Origin of the sequence: Streptomyces apricus, from assembly GCF_008369065.1 — a bacterium.
GTDB classification, from domain to species: domain Bacteria; phylum Actinomycetota; class Actinomycetes; order Streptomycetales; family Streptomycetaceae; genus Streptomyces; species Streptomyces apricus.
In genome coordinates this window covers 1-16,309 of sequence record NZ_VDFC01000007.1, presented here as the reverse complement: position 1 = coordinate 16,309, position 16,309 = coordinate 1, and the positions used below count along the sequence as shown (strand labels likewise).

The following is a 16,309-nucleotide window of genomic DNA, read 5'->3' as shown; positions in this document are numbered from 1 at the left end:
TCCTCAGCGACGGCGGGCCGGTGGTCAGGGGTTCTTCTTCTGTCGCAGCGCCCGCCAGGCCCCGAAGACCGCGTCGTGCGGCCGGGAGCCGGTGGAGACGCTCACCCCCTGGACGTGGGTGGTGCGCAGGATCGGGTAGTTGGCCTCGCCGAAGACACCACCGGTCAGACCGGTGCCGCCGTGGGTCGGCAGGCAGGGCAGGAACCCGATGTGCGAGTCGTTGACCTTGACGAGCCCGCCGTTGCGGACCCGGGCCAGGTAACGGTCGACGACCGCGGTGTCCCTCGCCCACAGGGAGTTGCGCAGCCCGTAGGCGTTGGAGTCCACGAAGTCGACGAACCGCTCCAGCAGTTCGGCGTCGGGCGCGGGCTCGGCCACGACGAAGGGCAGCAGCGGGAAGAACGTCTCGTGGGCGACCGCGTCGACGTCGCGGGCGTTCTCCAGACCGCGCACGACGACCACGGTCGGCTCCAGGAAGATGCCGTTGGGGTCGCGGGTCTCGTCCAGCTGCATGGCGTGCCCGCCGCACGCGACCTCGGCGCCCTTGGCGCGCGCGTCGTCCAGGTACGCGAAGAACTTCTCGTTGCGCAGCACCGGGGTGAGCAGGACGTCGGGCTCGTCCGGGTGACCGGGGCGGATGTGGCCCACCTTGCGCACCAGGGCGGCGAGGAGCTCGTCGGCGACCTCGGGGTGCACGAGGACCTGGTTGGGGATCATGCACAGCTGGCCGGAGCCGTAGAAGCTCTCGGTGAGCGCCTCGGCGGCGAGGTCGACGTCGGCGTCCTTCCAGACGGCCACCACGTCGTTGCCGGCGAGTTCGAGGATCGGCTTCTTGCCCTCGGCGACGCAGCGCGCCTCGAACCTGGTGCCGTTCTCGCTGGAGCCGAAGTACATGATGTCGTCGACGTCGGGGCTGTCGAGCCAGGCCGAGAGCATCGGGCCGGGGTCGCCGCACACCACGTTGAGGGTGCCGGGCGGGGCGCCGAGCGCGTCGAGGGCCGGGGCGACGATCTCCTGCATCACGTACATGACGCCGAGCGGGCCGCTGCGCGGGGCCCGCACCACCAGTGAGTTGCCGCCCATGACGGCGGTGACCCCGAGCAGGGCGCTGGACAGCGGCGCGTTCTGCGGCGGGTTGACGCACACCACGCCGTCGGGTTGCCTGCGCACCTGGAGCCGGCGCTCCCCGCGGTGGAACTCCTGCAGCATCTGGGAGCGGTAGAAGGAGACGGACTCGGGGCCGAAGCACTCCAGCATGCCGGAGACCTGCCACTCGGCGAGCATCCGCGGATGCCCCTCCTGCACGAGGATCTCGGCGATCTCCTCGGCCCGTTCGGCGAGCCCGGCGTGCAGCAGCGCGCCGAACTCCCGGATGCGGACGTCGAGCGGGAAGGCGCCCCAGACGGGAGCGGCCTCGGCGGCGGCCTCCACGGCGCGCCGGCACGTCTCCCGGTCCGCCTTGGCGACCCGTCCCACCACCACGTCGGCGCGGTCCTCGGGGGAGATGCGCCCCTGTTCGAGTTTCCGCTTCAGCGTGAGGCTGCTGAACACGTCGTCGAGCAGTGCGCCGGAATTCAGCACATACACCCACTCGGCGCTTTCCATTCGTTCACCCCGTACATAGGAGTGATAAGTGCGCAGGGTCTCCGGCTTTTCGGTCCGGTCGAAACGGCTCTGCGGCGCCGGGCGAGACAGTTGCGTACTGCCCACGGACACTCCTCATGATTCGGAAACAGCGGGGCCAAAACCGCGATGATGCTTTCAGAGCGCTCTGACACGTCGCTTGGATCCCGCTGACACGACCGTTTCAGCCCTGCCGTGCCGCCTCCTGTTACATTCCCGCTCACCCGCCGGAAAACAAGGAAGGAGTGCGCTGATGACCAGGTCGGTGGAGCCGTCCGCGACGACTCGGGGAAAACTGGAAACGGTCCTGGAGGTCATACGCGAGCACGGCGACAATGCCAGCGCTTTCCTTGCGGCGAACGAGGGGAACGCATACTTCGAGGGCGGCGCGGGAGGGTTCGCGGCCTACCGTCCGGCCGGCCGGTACCTCGTCCAGTTCGGCGGCGTGTTCGCCCCGCCGCAGGAGCGGCGCGCACTCGTGCGGGAATTCAGGGCGTACGCGCGGGCGAAGCGGCGCAGGATCGTCGGGATCCAGCTCCAGCGGGCGGACGCGGAGCTGTACGCGTCCGAGGGGTTCACCGTGAACCAGGTGGGCGCGTCGTACTCGGTGCACCTGCCGGAGTTCACCCTGCGCGGCACCCGGTTCATGAAGCTGCGCAACAAGATCTCACGGGCCGGGCGCAGCGGTCTGGTGGTGCGCGAGCTGCCCCACCAGGAGGTGCGCGAGCGGATCGGGGAGATCGACCGGCTGTGGCTGCGCTCCAAGGGCCGGCACGTGAAGGAGATCGAGTTCCTGGTCGGTCAGGTGGGCGGACCGCTGCAGCACCACCGCAGGCTGTTCGTGGGGTTCCTGGACGAGCGGCCGGTCGCCTACATCTCGTACTCGCCCGCCCACGGCAGCCGGCCGGGCTGGCTGCACGACCTCAGCCGCCGGCTGCCCGACACGATCCCCGGGGCGATGGAGGCCGTCAACGCCGCCGCGGTCGAGACGTTCGCGAAGGAGGGGGCCCCGTGGCTGCACTTCGGGTTCACCCCGTTCACCGGGCTCGACCCGGCCCGCGAACTGCCCGGGCACAGCCCGCTGACGGCCCGGTTCATCCGGCTGCTGGCCGAGCGGGGCGGCTCGGTGTACCCGGCGGCGACGCAGCTCGCGTACAAGGAGAAGTGGGGGCCGCATCTGGTGCAGCCCGAGTACCTGGCGTTCGAGGGGGGCGCCCGTCCCGGGGCGGTCTGGCAGGTGCTCCGGGTCACGAAGTCGGTCTGAGCCGCCGGGCCCCGCACGGGCGGGCGACGCACCCGGACCCCGCACGGGCGGACGACGCACGAGGGGCCGCCGGCGCCTCCCGCGGCGCCGGCGGCCCGTGACCCGGCCGCGGTGCCGCGGGACGGACCCGCGGCACCCCGGCGCGCTCAGCTCACGCGGTGCAGCAGGCTCCTCTCCTGCCGCAGGATCCCGGCCATGGTGTTCCGCAGGCCGGGCCCGGGCTCCAGACCGAGCTCGTCGGCCAGCCGGTGCCGCACCCGGTGGAAGGTGCTGATGGCCTCGGCCTGCCGGCCCGAACGGTAGAGCGCGATCATGAGCTGCTCGCACAGCCGCTCCCGCAGCGGGTGCCTCGACAGCAGCTGTTCCAGCTCCGGTGTGGCCTCGTGGTGGGCGCCCAGCGCGAGCCGGGCGTCGACCATGGTCTCCCTGGCCAGCAGCCGGGTCTCCTCCAGGCGCGCGGCCGCCGTACGGCAGATCATCCCGTGGCCGGTGTCGAGCAGCGCGGGCCCCCGCCAGGTGTCCAGGGCCCGGGTGAGGACGGCGATCGCCTCCGCCGGGTCGTGGGCGGTCAGCCGGCCCGCCCGCTGTACGTCGGCGACGAAACGGGAGGCGTCCACGCTCTCGGGCGGCAGCGCGAGCACGTATCCGCGCCCGGAGGTGCGGATCACCTCGCGCACCTCCTCCCTGCCGCTCTGCGTCACCAGGGCACGCCGCAGACGCGCGATGTGTCCCTGGAGGGAGTTGGCCGCGCTGCGGGGCGGATGTTCGCCCCACAGTTCGTCGAGCAGGTCGAACGACGAGACCGTGACTCCGGGAGACAGGGCGAGTGTGGCGACGATCGATTTGAGTTTCTCACCGGGAACATCGATGAGGACATTGTGGTCGGTCAGTTTTAACGGCCCTAGAATTCCAATCTGCATCTTACCCCCGTATACCGAATCGGACAGGCGGCCGTTCGACGTGAACATGGCGCCGAAATGGATCAGGGAGGGGTTCCGGGCGCGCATCGATCATTCGTCGGCAGCGGGGGAGCCGACCGGCGTGACGCCACCGGTCGAATGAGGCCGGCGTGTCAAGATTCTCCCTGAGCGTTCGATCGTCCGTCGAACTTCTCGCCTATTCGATAACATACACGGGTGCCTGTTTTGGTGGCAATCATTCAGGGTTTTCGGTGGTGATTCCGCCGTGTTTCCGACGGGATCCGGCCATGATTCATTCTGCGGTCCGCCCGGCGCCGCCGGGCCCGACGATCAGGAGGCCGTGTGGTGCAGCAGGAGCGGGCGGTCAGGACCCGCCGGTCGATTCTGGCGGCCGGCGCGCAGGAGTTCGCCGAGCGCGGCTACGAGGCCGCGACGTGCGCGGGCATCGCCGAGCGGGCCGGGGTGACCCGAGGGGCGCTCTATTTCCACTTCCCGTCCAAGCGCGACGTGGCGGCCGCGGTGCTCCAGGAGTGGATCGACCGCGGGCCGGTGGCGGGGCCGTTCCCGTGCAAGCTGGAGGAGCTGACGCGGCGGGCGCTGGCCACAGCCCGGCTGCTGGAGGACGACGCCGTCGTGCGCGCCGGCTTCCGGCTCTGCCTGGAGCAGGGCCTGGAGACGGCCGAGCGCAAGCGCCCGTACCTCGCCTGGACGGGGCGGTACGCCGAACTCCTCGAAGCGGCCCGCGCGCAGGGGGACGTCCGTGCGGAGACGGCCACGGACGAGATCGCCGAGCTGATCGTGGGCTGCTTCGCGGGGGCCCGGCTGGTCTCCCAGCTCGTCCCCGAGGGCGACGACGTGGAGCACCGGGTGCGCTCCGCGCTCCGCCACCTGCTGCCGCATGCGGCGGCCCCCGGGGCCCTTGACGGCCTCGGCCTGACCCCCGGTCCGCCGACCGGTCCCGGGGCGACTCCCGGAGCGACCTCCGGAGTGGCTTCCGGGGCGTTGCACTTCCCTACCGATGGTATGTAACATCGGGAGAGCCCGGGCGCGAGGAAAGGCACAGGCATGACGGAGAAGACGGCGACCGAGGCGCCGCGGACCATGCGCCGCACCCAGCAGGAACGGTCCTCCACGACTACACACCAGCTGCTGACCGCCGCCCGCGGCCGGTTCGCCGCGGACGGCTACACGGCCACGTCCCTGGACGCCATCTGCGCCGACGCGAAGGTCACCAAGGGCGCCTTCTACCACCACTTCAAGAACAAGCAGCAGCTGTTCCGCGCGGTCTACGAGCGCGAGCAGCAGGGCCTGTCGGACGCCATCGCCGAGACGTACTCGCACTACGGCGACCCCTGGGAGGCGCTCTTCCAGGGCATGCGCGAGTTCCTGGTCGGCTCCATGGAGCCGAGCACCCAGCGGATCACCCTGATCGACGCACCGGGCGCGCTGGGCTGGGAGACGATGCGCGACATCCGCACCGACTGCCGGCGCATGATGTTCTACGGGCTCTCCCAGGCGCTGGGCAGGGGACGCTTCCCCCGGCACGAGATCGACGCCCTCACCTCGATGCTCTACGGGGCGCAGTGCGAGGCCGCCATGGCCATGGCGCACGCGGACGACCCGGACGTCCTGCTGGAGGCGACCCTGCGTCACTTCCGCCACCTGTTCGACTCCATCGCGCACCTGCCCGCCACGCCCGCCACGGAAGACCCCGGGCGCACGGAGCACGCCGGGCGGGTGTAGCACCGCGGCCCGCTCCTGGCCCTCAGGGGCGGGCGGACTGCCCGTCCAGGCGGGCCCCCAGACAGCGGACGACCGTGGCGGCGGCGACGGCGTGGCCGTGCGCGTCCAGGTGCCGGCCGTCGGCGCGGAACAGGTCCGGGCCCGTACGCACCGGGCGCGCGCCGAGGTCCACGTGGAGCACGCCGTTGCGCAGGGCCAGGTCGCGGGTGCGCTCCGCCAGCAGGCGCAGCCGGCGGTGCAGCACGGCCTGGTCCTCGGCGGCGTGCCGGGCCGACCGGCGCCCGCAGAACGGCGCGAGCACCACCACCTCGACGCCCGCGTCCCGCAACGGCCCGAGCAGCCGGGCCAGTTCGGCCTCGGTCGCGTCCGCGTCGAAGGAGTCGTCCAGCACGTCGCTGCCGCCCGCCGCGACGGCGGCCAGGTCGGGCCGGAAGGTGAGCGCCCTGGCCAGCTGCCGGGCCCTGATCCGAGCGGCCGTCAGTTCCCGCCGCCCCAGGTTGAGATAGGCCAGTTCAGGACGTACCGAGCGCAGCGCGGCGGCCACCCGGTCGGTCCAGGGCGGCCCCTCGCGATCCTTGCGGGGGTCTCCTCCCTCGGCGAGGTCGTCGCCCAGCACGACGAACCGCCGCCAGGGCGCCCGCGCCAGCAGTTCGGCGGCCGCGTCCGGCGCGAGGGGGTACGGGTCGTGCCGTTCGCCGCCGCACATGGTGTTCACGAGGTCCTCCTGCGGTGTTGCCGGTCCCGGTGGTGTGTCCTTCGTCCGGACGCCGGCGGATCGCGCCGGCGGCCGGACGAGGGCGATGTCCCCTGTGGACCGTTCGTGCGGCGGCGTCCGCAGGGATGTACGCGGGGGCAGGGGTTTCGTGGGAGCGGACCGCGCACCGGGTTCGGGTGCGCGGTCCGGGGGAGGCAGGGCGTCGGGACCGCGGGCCGTCGTACCGGCCCCGGTTCCCGCCGTGGTCAGGACTGTTTGGCCGCCAGGTGGGCGCCGAGCTTGCGGACGACCTCGGTCGCCACGATCGCGTGACCGCGGGCGTTGAGGTGCAGGCCGTCCGTGGCGAAGATCGGTTCCCGGCCCGCCGGGTGGGCGGGCAGGTCCACGTACAGGCCGCCCATCCGCTCCGTCACCCTCCGGGTCAGGTTGGAGAACTCCTGGAGGCGCTGCTTCATGACGACCTTGTACTTGTCGTCGACGTACGGCGTCCATGTGTTGTCGAACAGCCCCATCGTCACCACGGTGCAGCCGCGGGTGCGCAGCGCCGAGATGATGCGGGCCTGCTCGGTCTCCACCGCGGCGGTGTCGAAGGTCCTGCCCAGCAGGTCGTTGCCGCCCACCACGACGAGGGCGATGTCGGGACGGAAGGCGAGCGCCGGCTCCAGCTGGGTCGCCCGGATCCTCGCCGCGGGCAGGTCCCGCTCGGCGAAGTTGCGGAACTCCAGGTCCGGGTTGACCGCGCGCAGCGCGGCGGCGACGCGGTCGGCCCAGCTCAGGTCCGCGTAGCCGGGCGCGGGCTGCCTGATGCCCGCGACGATGCTGTCGCCGATCCCCGCGTACCTGGTCCAGGTGCCGGTCCGCAGCAGGGCGGCCATCTCGTCCGTGCCGAGGACGTGCGGGTCCTGGAGTTCCGGTGCGAGGTCCACGGGCGAGTCCGTGCTCGTCATGACTGCCATCTCCTTGGTGTGGGGCATGGTCGGCCGGGCCGGCGGGCGGCTCAGCGGGTGGTGTCGGCCGTGTCGGCGTCGGGCGTCTTCCGATCGGTGGTGGTGGCGGTGCTGGTGGCGGTGGTGGCGGGCGCGGACGTCGGCGCGGCGGGTGCGGGCGGTTTCGCGAAGGTCAGGCCGAGGCCCAGCACGCCGACCACGACCGAGGCGCACCCCGAGATCAGGTAGATCCGCTCGAAGTCCGCGATGCCGGTGGTCCGCCCGGCGACCACGGTCGCCAGGAGCGCGATGCCGAGGGCGCCGCCGATCTGACGGGCCGTCTGGTTGAGTCCCGTCGCCCCGGCGAACCGCAGCGGTGACACCGACAGCGCGGCGGCCGTGGAGGTGCCCGTGGTGACGGCCCCCATGCCGATGCCGGAGGTGATGCCGAGCGGCAGCCAGTAGGCCAGGAACATGGGCTGGTCGGGCAGGGTGAAGGCGAGCAGGAAGGCGGTGCCCGCGAGGACGACCGCGCCGCCCGCGGTGGCGAGACGGGGCCCGTAGGAGGGCGGCAGCTTGCCGACCCGCAGCGCCACGAAGGTCGCCGCGAACGCGCCGGGCGTCATCGCGAGCCCCGCCTGCAGCTCGGAGTAGTCCCAGGCCTCGGTGACGTACAGGACGCCCACCAGGAGCCAGGCGAACAGCGCGACCCCGTAGAAGAACGCCGCGGCGTTGGCCAGGGCGAAGGTGCGCTCGCGCCACAGCGAGATCTCCAGCGCGGGTGCCGGGTGCCGGGCGGAGCGCAGCAGGCACACGGCGATCAGGGCGGGGCCGCCGAGCACGCAGGTCAGCGTGGAGGGCTCGGACCAGCCCCAGTCGCTGCCCTTGCTGATGCTCAGGCACAGCAGGCCCACCCCGGCTCCGAGCAGCAGGGTGCCGAGGGCGTCGGGCAGCTTGCGCGCGCCCGTGCCGGTGGTGCGCGGGATGCCGGTGGCCCCGTACAGGAAGTACAGGCCGAACGGGATGTTGATCAGGAACAGCGAGCGCCAGCCGGCGAGGTCGACGAGGGAGCCGCCGACGGCCGGGCCGACCGCCGCCGCGAGGGCCGCGGCCGCGCTCCACTGCCCGATGGCCGCGCGCCGGCGCTCGGGAGGGGAGTCCGTCAGCACGATGGCGAGCGAGGCCGGGATCATCGCCGCGGCGCCGAGGCCCTGCACCGCGCGGGCGCCGAGCAGCACGCCGAGGTTCGGCGAGGCCGCGACCAGCGCGGACGCCACCGTGAAGACGCTGACGCCCGTGACGAAGAGGGTCCGCCTGCCGAGTGCGTCCGCGAGCCGGCCGGCCGGGGCGAGCAGCGCCGCGAAGGTCACGGCGTAGAGGGTGATGACCCAGGACAGGCCCTTGAACCCGGACCCCAGGTCGTCGTGCAGGTCGGGAATGGCGAGGTTCACGACGGTGACGTCGAGCACCGCGAGGAACGAGGCCCCGGACGCCAGCAGGAGCAGCGACGCCCCCGCCCGCGGCTTCGGGGCCTCCGTGCCGGTGGTGGTCACGGGCTTCCCCCTCTGTTAGATACCATTGGTACGAATGTATTTAGGGCCGCGAGCGGGCGTCAACAGGCGCGGCGGGGTTGTGACTTGCGACATACCAACAGTACGTATCAATCTGTCAGGTGCAGGATCCGGCCCAGGACCTCCCCCAGTTCGCGGGCGGAGAGGGTCTCCAGGCGTTCCAGCGCGGCGACGGCGGCGGGCTCCGCACCCGTGCGCAGCAGCTTGTCGCGGACCAGTGCCGGATGCCGCCGCCAGGACGCCGAGCCGACGGCCCCCGTGCCCGCCGCGCGGGCCCGGGTCTCCTCCCGGCCGTCGCGCATCCGCACCGTCATCCGGCAGCCCAGCTTCTTGGCGGCGTCCTCGAACGAGTCGGCGGGCGGCCCCAGTTCGGCCACCAGCTCCTCCAGCGGCAGCCCCGGCAGCTCGGTCCGCCAGTCCAGCGCCCGCGCTCCGGCGTGCCGGAGGGTCTCGCCCACCGGCGCGGTGGAGCCGATCGCCGCCCGGCTCAGCTCGTCGTCGGCGTGCAGCCGCACCCGCCCGGCCAGTTCCCAGCGCCCCTCCTCGGCGAGCCGGGGCCCGGCCAGGTCGGCGACGGTCAGGCCACCGGTGAGCAGGGCGGTGGCGACGTTGTAGGGGGCGCCGAGGTTGAGGGCGGAGAGCGGACTGGCGGCGCCGCGCACGTACTGCTCGGCGTGCCGGCTCATCACCGCCGTCATCCGGGGCACGGCCACGTCGACGGCGGCCACGTCCGCCGCGCCCGCGGGGCGCAGGCTGCGGTGGAGGTCGGCGGCGCACTCGATCAGCGCGTCCAGGTGCACACCGGCGGGCAGCAGCTTGAAGGACAGCGTCTCGCTGTGCCACCGCGTGCCGAGCCCGTGGGTGAGCAGTTCGGGCACGGCGACCCCGGAGAACACGGCGAGGAGCCCTTCGGGATGCTCGATCAGGTCGTCGCGGCCGGTCAGCCCGGCGCACGCGGCGGCGCACGCGTCGATTGCCGTACGCACCGGCGCGGCGGCGGACAGCACCTTGGCGTCGCTCGCGAGCAGCGCCGGGCGCAGCGCCCGGGGCGGCGCCGACAGCGCCAGTCCCCACGCGTCCACCAGCGTCCCGGCGTCGGCGCCCGCCCCGCGCAGCAGCGCGGCGCAGGCGGCCACCAGGTGCGTGTGGCTCGCCCACTGACCGCGGAAGGGCCCCAGCGTGGCGGCGGCGGTGACCCGGCCCGCGCTCTCGTCGGCCGCGGTGACCGCGGTGAGCAGGGCGCGTCCGGTCAGGCCCTGGGACGCCTGGTGCGCCACCGGCACCCCGACGGCGGCGTGCGAGACGTGCCCCGCGTACAGCGTGTCCTCCAGGTAGAGGCTGGAGGACAGGGCGGCCATCAGGTGCGCGGCACGGTCCGGCGCGGCCCCGGGCCCGACCGCGAGCGGGCCGTACGCGGTGAGCAGGGCGCGGCCCACCGGATGCCCGGCGCTCGCCCGGACGGCGGCCAGGTACGACAGCACCTGGCTGGTGACCACCGCCCGCACCCGCGCGGGGACGTCCCCGTACCGCAGCCCGGCGGTCCACCGGGCGAGCGTACGGGTCGCCGTGGACGCGGGCGGGGCGGGAGCGGCGGTGGCGGCCGGGCCGCCGGGACGGGTCACCGACCGGACTCCGGCACGGCGGGGGAGAGCACCGGCAGCACCCCCGGCAGGAGGTCGATCGTGTAGCGCGACGACCCGGCGGTGCACAGCTCCCCGTCGTGCTCGAAGGACAGCGGACGGCCGTCGGTGCGCTCGACGACACAGCGGGTCCCGGTCCGGTAGGTCACGCCGGGGTGCCCCAGGTGGCCGCCGTCGTGGGTGAGTCCCGCCAGTTCCCGTACGCCCATCTCGCCGCCCACCACGCAGACGTCGAGCAGCCCGTCGTCGACGACCGAGTGCGGCAGCAGCTTGAACCGGCCCGCCCGGTAGCGCCCGCCGCCGACGTTGACCAGCGTCACCGGCCCCTCGTGCACGATCTCGCCGTCCACGCTCACCCGCCCCTCGTAGGGCGTGTAGGCGGACATGAGCCGGGCGACGGCCCGCTGGTAGCGGTCGCGCCCCTGCACGTCGAACATGCCCTGCGCCACCTCCAGCGCGTCCGCGATCAGGCCCGCCCCGGCGCCGAGGAGCGCCAGCGCACCGGTCTCCCGGACGTGCGCCATGTCCACCCGGCGCAGCCGCGGCCCCGCACCGCCCAAGGCCTTGGTCACCACCTGCCGCCAGGGGGCGTCCGCCCAGATCTCCCGGTAGAAGGAGTTCCCGGTCCCGAACGGCAGGTTGAGCATCGCGGGCGGCTCCGCCCGCCCGGAGCGGACCAGACCCGACGCGGCCTCGCGGGTGGTGCCGTCGCCGCCGAGCACGACGACCGCGTCCGCGGCGGACGCGGCCGCCTTGGCGGCGCTCTCCTCCGCGTGGCCGGGGTACTCGGTGAGCACCACGTCCAGGTGCGGCACCAGCCCCGCGCAGAGCGCGACGACCTCGTCGACCGGCTGCCGCTCGCGGGAACCGGCCTGCGGGTTGGCGATCAGCACGGCGCTGCGCGCCCAGCCCTCCTCAGTCGTCACGGCCCTCTCCCTCCCGGCGGGCCGCCACCAGGCCCATGAAGTCGTCGTCGCAGCAGTAGGGCCGCTCGCCGCCGTACCGGCGCACCAGATCGGGCACCCGCAACCGCTCCAGCGGCTCGAAGCCGGCCGCGCGGGCGAGGGCGGCCGCGGTGTCCGGGGTGAGCCCGTTGACGTACGGTTCGCCCTGCACGGCGACCTGACGGGCCATCTCCAGGGCGCCCCCGTAGCGGCTGGTGCCGTCCACCACGGACCGGTCCAGGTAGTCGAAGAGCAGCAGGCTGCCGGGGGCGACGGCGGCGGCCAGGTCCCCGAAGGTCGCCCGGCAGGCCGTGCCGGGCAGGAAGTACGTGACGCCCAGCCAGCCCACGACGCACGGCGCCGTGCCGTCGAAGCCGTGCGCGGCGAGCGTGTCACCGAGCGGGGCGCCGGTGGTGAAGTCGAGCGGCACCGGGGTGACGTGGTCGGTGCGCAGGCCCGCCCCGGCGAGCGTGCGCAGCTTCACGGCCTGGGTGGCGGGGTGGTCCACCTCGAAGAAGCGGACGCCCTCGGCCGCGGTGAGGCGCAGCGCGGTGGTGTCGTACCCCGCGCCGAGCAGCAGCACCTGGCGCACCCCGGCGTCCACGGCCAGTGCCACCAGGTCCTCGAAGTACCGCTGGCGCAGCAGGATCTCGGCGAGGAAGCCGCCGTGCGCGCGGTCCAGGCGCGTGAGCCGCTCCAGCGCCTCCGCGGAGTCGGCAGGGGGCGCCACGGTGACGAACAGATGGGCGTACGTGTCGCCGAGCAGGCGCCGGCCCGGCTCCACGACGGCGTCGGCGGCGCGGGCACGGGCGGTGAGGTGGGCCGTCTCGCTGGCGTGTCCGGACCGCAGTCGGGTGGGTGGAGGAGCGGCTGTCATGGCGGATGCCTCCCGCTGAAGGTGTAGGCGCTGACAGTCCGTTTACGCGCCGGGCGCCGCACCCCCTCGAAAAAAGGTCCGCCCGTCTTGCGAGGGGAGGCGGATCCGGCCGCGTAACACATGCGTCGGCATCCGATGCGCAGGAGGAGGACCCAGTGACGACACTCACGCAAGAGCTGGCCGGATGGGCGAGCGGGCTGCGTCTGGACGACGTGCCGGACGACGTGGTGGCCACCGCCAGACTGCAGATCCTGTCCCAGCTGGCCGCCGTACGGGCCGGGATGGACCATCCGCTCGGGCGGCGGTTCACCGAGGCCTTCGGGGCGCCGCTGCAGGAGGACCCGGCCCGCTCCGCCTACGTGCTGGCCGGCCTCGGCTCGTGGCTGCACTTCGACGACACCGCCTACGCGGGCCACCTGTCCAACTCGACGGTCACCGTGCCGCTCGCGTACGCCCGCCGGCAGCGGCTGACCGGGGAGCAGTTGCTGACCTCGATCGTCGCGGCGAACGAGACGGCGGCCCGGATCACCGCGTCCTGCACCCTGGGCCCCTTCCGCGGCCAGAGCGCGGCGTTCACCCATGTCACGGGAGCCATCGCGGGACGGCTGCGGGGCGAGGACGCCCCGGCCCGGCGCTGGGTGGACACCCTGGGCCTCGGGCTCGGACTGCCGCCCCGCACGGTGCCGGTGGGTTTCCTGGACGGCGACGCCAAACTGTTCGGGGCCTCCACACCGGTCCGTATCGGCCTCGACGCGTGCGACGCCTCGGCGGCGGGACTCGCGGGCAGCCCGGTGATCGTCGAGCACCCGGAGGGGTTCCTGTCGCGGTTCGCGACGGTGCCGCTCCCGGAGGCGGTGGTGGCCGGGCTCGGCACCCGCTGGCACACCCGCACGACCTCCTTCAAGGTGCACCCCGGCGGACCGGGGATGGACTCGGCGATCGACGTGGGCCTCGCGCTGCACCGGGAGCTGTCGGCGCCCGGACGGCCGCTGCGGGCCGCGGACATCGCGGAGGTCGGCGTGGACACCTCCCTGTACACGGCGGTGGTGGAGCGGCGGGCGGCACGGTACCTGCGCGGCTCCGTCTCGCCGGTGAGCGCGCTGGTGTTCTCCCTGCGGTACACGCTCGCCACGGCGCTGCTGACCGGCCGCCTGGGCACCGACGACTTCACCGGGAAGGGGCTCGCGGACGACGAGCGCTGGTCGCTCGCCGAGCGCATCGAGGTGAGCCTGGACGAGGCGATGACCCGGGAACTCTTCCGGTGCGAGGTGCCGTTCGGCGAGGCGCTGCGGCAGGCCGGGCCGCGGGGCACCGAGTGGCTGCGGCAGTTCGGGGCGGCCTGGCGGGGCGACGGCGACTGGCTGGTCGACCTCGTCGGTGAACTCCCGCCGCCGAGCCGGGACTTCAGCGACGCCCGCAAGGTGACCGGGGCGCGGGTCCGGGTCGTCCTGGTGGACGGCCGCACCGTCACCCGGGAACTGGACGTCCCGATGGGCGCGGTCGGCGCGCGGGACCGCCCGCGGATCGCGGACGTGGTGCGCGCCAAGTGGCTCGCCGCGGGCGGCGGCGAGGAGTTCGCCGACGGCGTGGACCGCCTCGAACACGCCTCGTCCGACGAGGTCGCGCAGCTCGTCGGACGGTGCCTGGACTGAAACCTCCGCGAGCGCGGGGAGCACGGGCACGGGTGTGCGGCCGGTGGACCAGGTCCACCGGCCGCACACCCGTCGGCGCCGCCGCCCCGCGGCTTTCCCCGGCCTACCGGCCGTCGGTGGCGGTCTCCCGGGCGAGGGCGATCGCCTCGTGCACCTCGCCGCGGCGCGCCTCCATCTCACGGCGCTCCGCGTCCAGCGCCTCCGCCCGCAGTTCGTCGGACTCCATCAGCTTCACCAGGTCGGCGCCCGCGAGGTCGAGGACGCCCATGTCGTCGTAGGCCTGCCGGATGCGCGGGCTCCACAGGCCGATGTCCTTGACGCAGGGCACGATGCGGGTGAAGAGCAGGGAGCGGAAGGCCCGCATGCGCGGACCGTGGTTCATGTACTCCATGCACTCCTTCATGTCGAAGCCCAGGTTCTCCCAGACCTCCTGCATCCGCAGCCGGTCCCGCATCAGGTGGCAGCCCTCGATGACGAAGTCCTCGCGTTCCGCGAGTTCACGGCTGCTCAGGTTCTTGTAGTGGTCCCGCAGCGCCAGCCGCCCGAAGGCCACGTGCCGCGCCTCGTCCTGCATGATGTACGACAGGAGCTGCTTGGGCAGCGGCTTGGTGGTCCGGTCGCGCAGGATGCCGAACGCCGCCAGCGCGAGCCCCTCGATGAGCACCTGCATCCCGAGGTACGGCAGGTCCCAGTCGGACCCGTTGAGCGTCTCGCCGAGCAGCGCCTTGAGGTGCGGGCTGATCGGGTACGACAGCCCGATCTTCTCCTCCACGAACCGGGAGAACAGCTCGACGTGCCGGGCCTCGTCCATCACCTGTGTGGAGGCGTAGAACTTCGAGTCCAGGTCGGGCACGGATTCCACGATGCGCGCGGAGCAGATCATGGCGCCCTGCTCGCCGTGCAGGAACTGGCTGAACTCCCAGGCTGCCATGTGCCGGCGCAGCTCCCGCTTCCCCTCGGCGCTCAGCTTGCCGTACTGCCGGGAGCCGTACAGCCCGAGCGTGTGCTCCGGCGTGCCGAGGGCGTCACAGGGGTCCACCTCCAGCGACCAGTCGACGCGCCTGGAGCTGTCCCACTGCTTGTCCTTGCCCTTCTGGTAGAGGTTCAGCAGGCTCTCGCGCCCGGAGCCGTAGCTCCAGGTGAAGTGGTCCTCGCCCCGCATCGGGAACGACCACGCGCGTTCGCTGTCCTGGTGGGTGGGGGCACTCGTGCTGGACATCAAAGGCTTCTCCCGCGGTGCGACTGCGATGAACGCTGCGCGGCGGAGAGAGCAGGATTCGAACCTGCGTGGGGCGTGACCACCCCTGCCGGAGACGAGCTCCGGCCCCGTTGGGCCGCTACGGGAATCTCTCCTCGGTGCTGCAACCACCGTGCCAGGGCGCCCTGACATACCGCTGAGACGCCGGTCTCAGCGGCCCGGGGCCCCCGGCCCGCGCCCGGGGGGAACCGGCGCCGCCCCGTCCCGGTCCGGTGTGTCCTTGTCCCGGTCCGATGCGTCCCCGTCTCGGCCCGGTCCGAAGTCCAGTTCCGCGCAGACCGCGGGGACCGCGATGTGCGGCATGACCTGCCGCAGCAGCAGCCCGACCCGTCCCTCCATGTCCAGGTCCGTCTCCCCGTCCACCGCCTGCGACATGAGCTGCAGTCCGATGAAGGCGCTGACCAGGAACTCGGCGGTCTCGCGCACCGCCACGTGCGCCGCCAGCTCACCGCGCTCGCGGGCCCGCACCAGCAGCCCCTCGTTGAACGCGACGCGCTCCAGGAACCAGTCCCTGCCGTACTTTCCGTCCGGCCCGTGCTCCAGGCAGAGCCGGAAGCAGCCCCGCGCGCGGGCGTCGTCGCGCAGCCGGCCCGCCAGCGCGATCACCCCGTCGACGACTTCCTGCAGCCGGTACCGCTGCGGGGTCACCAGGTCCTCGCTCGGCGTCTGCTCGGCGAGCAGCGCCCGGGCGATGTCCTCCTTGGAGGAGAAGTGGAAGTACAGGGCGCCCTTGGTCACCCCGGAACGCTCCAGGACGTCGCTGACCGTCGCCTTCTCGTAGCCGATCCCGGCGAACACTTCCCCTGCCGCGTCCAGGATCTGACGCCTCGTCCGCATCGCGCGTGCCTGCCGCACCACCGGTTCCCCCTCCTGCGGGCGCCACGGGTGGCGGACGCAGGATCCGGAACGGCTGCGCGGTCCGCCGGGCGGATGATCGTCACAACAGGTGATCACTCGACTGCTGCCACGAGCTTAGCGAAGACTTGCCCGTCCGTTTGCCGTCCCGAAACACAGGGGCCGGGGGGCGGCCGGCTCCGGCCCCCCGCGCACCGAGGGCCGCCGCCATCGCCGACCATGGCGGCGGCCGCCCTGCCACCCTGCCAAAAAGGCCGGATCCCGTCCCCGTACCGGGGCAGGGCATTTCGTGGCATTTACCGGAGCGGGGTGGGGCGGGAC

General features: G+C 73.2%; 14 protein-coding genes and 1 tRNA gene. 4 read left to right on the top strand and 11 right to left on the bottom strand.

Annotation, left to right across the window (positions count from 1 at the left end):
* Positions 1-24: 24 nt before the first annotated feature.
* The gene (locus tag FGF04_RS02900) at positions 25-1,605 is read right to left on the bottom strand and encodes an aldehyde dehydrogenase family protein (RefSeq protein WP_149509608.1); all 1,581 of its coding nucleotides are present in this window, start codon (positions 1,603-1,605) and stop codon (positions 25-27) included.
* A 271-nt stretch (positions 1,606-1,876) separates the two neighbouring features.
* On the opposite strand from FGF04_RS02900, the gene FGF04_RS02895 reads away from it, so the two are divergent.
* Positions 1,877-2,887 (top strand): bifunctional lysylphosphatidylglycerol flippase/synthetase MprF, encoded by a 1,011-nt coding sequence (locus FGF04_RS02895; protein ID WP_235882155.1) that lies wholly within the window; start codon positions 1,877-1,879, stop codon positions 2,885-2,887.
* Between the two features lie 146 nt (positions 2,888-3,033).
* Here the strand turns inward: FGF04_RS02895 and FGF04_RS02890 are convergent, their stop codons facing one another.
* Positions 3,034-3,807 (bottom strand): AfsR/SARP family transcriptional regulator, encoded by a 774-nt coding sequence (locus FGF04_RS02890; protein WP_149509607.1) that lies wholly within the window; start codon positions 3,805-3,807, stop codon positions 3,034-3,036.
* 342 nt (positions 3,808-4,149) lie between these two features.
* Between FGF04_RS02890 and FGF04_RS02885 the strand changes: the two genes are divergently transcribed.
* Together FGF04_RS02885 and FGF04_RS02880 are read left to right on the top strand one after the other, a co-directional pair.
* Positions 4,150-4,836 (top strand): ScbR family autoregulator-binding transcription factor, encoded by a 687-nt coding sequence (locus FGF04_RS02885; RefSeq protein WP_149509606.1) that lies wholly within the window; start codon positions 4,150-4,152, stop codon positions 4,834-4,836.
* Between the two features lie 36 nt (positions 4,837-4,872).
* On the top strand, positions 4,873-5,550 hold the full coding sequence (locus tag FGF04_RS02880) for a TetR/AcrR family transcriptional regulator (RefSeq protein ID WP_235882154.1): 678 nt from the start codon (positions 4,873-4,875) through the stop codon (positions 5,548-5,550).
* A gap of 22 nt (positions 5,551-5,572) precedes the next feature.
* Here the strand turns inward: FGF04_RS02880 and FGF04_RS02875 are convergent, their stop codons facing one another.
* From FGF04_RS02875 to FGF04_RS02850, 6 genes are all read right to left on the bottom strand, one after another.
* Positions 5,573-6,256, bottom strand: coding sequence for an SGNH/GDSL hydrolase family protein (locus FGF04_RS02875; RefSeq protein WP_235882157.1), 684 nt, complete (start codon positions 6,254-6,256; stop codon positions 5,573-5,575).
* Between the two features lie 254 nt (positions 6,257-6,510).
* On the bottom strand, positions 6,511-7,212 hold the full coding sequence (locus FGF04_RS02870) for an SGNH/GDSL hydrolase family protein (protein ID WP_149509604.1): 702 nt from the start codon (positions 7,210-7,212) through the stop codon (positions 6,511-6,513).
* 50 nt (positions 7,213-7,262) lie between these two features.
* A complete protein-coding gene (locus tag FGF04_RS02865; RefSeq protein WP_149509603.1) occupies positions 7,263-8,744 on the bottom strand; it encodes an MFS transporter in 1,482 nt (493 codons plus the stop codon).
* Positions 8,745-8,851: 107 nt separating this feature from the next.
* Complete coding sequence (locus FGF04_RS02860) at positions 8,852-10,384, bottom strand: MmgE/PrpD family protein (protein WP_188113941.1); 1,533 nt, start codon at positions 10,382-10,384, stop codon at positions 8,852-8,854.
* The gene (locus tag FGF04_RS02855) at positions 10,381-11,328 is read right to left on the bottom strand and encodes a diacylglycerol/lipid kinase family protein (RefSeq protein WP_223146337.1); all 948 of its coding nucleotides are present in this window, start codon (positions 11,326-11,328) and stop codon (positions 10,381-10,383) included. Before FGF04_RS02855 ends, FGF04_RS02860 begins: the two co-directional genes overlap by 4 nt.
* Complete coding sequence (locus tag FGF04_RS02850; RefSeq protein ID WP_149509601.1) at positions 11,318-12,223, bottom strand: class I SAM-dependent methyltransferase; 906 nt, start codon at positions 12,221-12,223, stop codon at positions 11,318-11,320. The genes FGF04_RS02855 and FGF04_RS02850 overlap by 11 nt, the downstream gene beginning before the upstream one ends.
* A 155-nt stretch (positions 12,224-12,378) precedes the next feature.
* On the opposite strand from FGF04_RS02850, the gene FGF04_RS02845 reads away from it, so the two are divergent.
* The gene (locus FGF04_RS02845; RefSeq protein WP_235882153.1) at positions 12,379-13,875 is read left to right on the top strand and encodes an MmgE/PrpD family protein; all 1,497 of its coding nucleotides are present in this window, start codon (positions 12,379-12,381) and stop codon (positions 13,873-13,875) included.
* A 103-nt stretch (positions 13,876-13,978) separates the two neighbouring features.
* Here the strand turns inward: FGF04_RS02845 and FGF04_RS02840 are convergent, their stop codons facing one another.
* The 3 genes from FGF04_RS02840 to FGF04_RS02830 form a co-directional block, all read right to left on the bottom strand.
* Complete coding sequence (locus FGF04_RS02840) at positions 13,979-15,094, bottom strand: ferritin-like domain-containing protein (protein WP_149509599.1); 1,116 nt, start codon at positions 15,092-15,094, stop codon at positions 13,979-13,981.
* A gap of 43 nt (positions 15,095-15,137) precedes the next feature.
* A tRNA-Arg gene (locus tag FGF04_RS02835) sits at positions 15,138-15,228 on the bottom strand.
* A 55-nt stretch (positions 15,229-15,283) separates the two neighbouring features.
* The gene (locus tag FGF04_RS02830) at positions 15,284-15,970 is read right to left on the bottom strand and encodes a ScbR family autoregulator-binding transcription factor (protein WP_149509598.1); all 687 of its coding nucleotides are present in this window, start codon (positions 15,968-15,970) and stop codon (positions 15,284-15,286) included.
* Positions 15,971-16,309: the final 339 nt, after the last annotated feature.

What these genes read in the sequence shown, in the direction of transcription:
- FGF04_RS02900 (WP_149509608.1), bottom strand. Translation starts at nt 1,605, where the DNA reads ATGGAAAGCGCCGAGTGGGTGTATGTGCTGAATTCCGGCGCACTGCTC.
- FGF04_RS02895 (WP_235882155.1), top strand. Translation starts at nt 1,877, where the DNA reads ATGACCAGGTCGGTGGAGCCGTCCGCGACGACTCGGGGAAAACTGGAA.
- FGF04_RS02890 (WP_149509607.1), bottom strand. Translation starts at nt 3,807, where the DNA reads ATGCAGATTGGAATTCTAGGGCCGTTAAAACTGACCGACCACAATGTC.
- FGF04_RS02880 (WP_235882154.1), top strand. Translation starts at nt 4,873, where the DNA reads ATGACGGAGAAGACGGCGACCGAGGCGCCGCGGACCATGCGCCGCACC.
- FGF04_RS02875 (WP_235882157.1), bottom strand. Translation starts at nt 6,256, where the DNA reads ATGTGCGGCGGCGAACGGCACGACCCGTACCCCCTCGCGCCGGACGCG.
- FGF04_RS02870 (WP_149509604.1), bottom strand. Translation starts at nt 7,212, where the DNA reads ATGACGAGCACGGACTCGCCCGTGGACCTCGCACCGGAACTCCAGGAC.
- FGF04_RS02850 (WP_149509601.1), bottom strand. Translation starts at nt 12,223, where the DNA reads ATGACAGCCGCTCCTCCACCCACCCGACTGCGGTCCGGACACGCCAGC.
- FGF04_RS02840 (WP_149509599.1), bottom strand. Translation starts at nt 15,094, where the DNA reads ATGTCCAGCACGAGTGCCCCCACCCACCAGGACAGCGAACGCGCGTGG.
- FGF04_RS02830 (WP_149509598.1), bottom strand. Translation starts at nt 15,970, where the DNA reads ATGCGGACGAGGCGTCAGATCCTGGACGCGGCAGGGGAAGTGTTCGCC.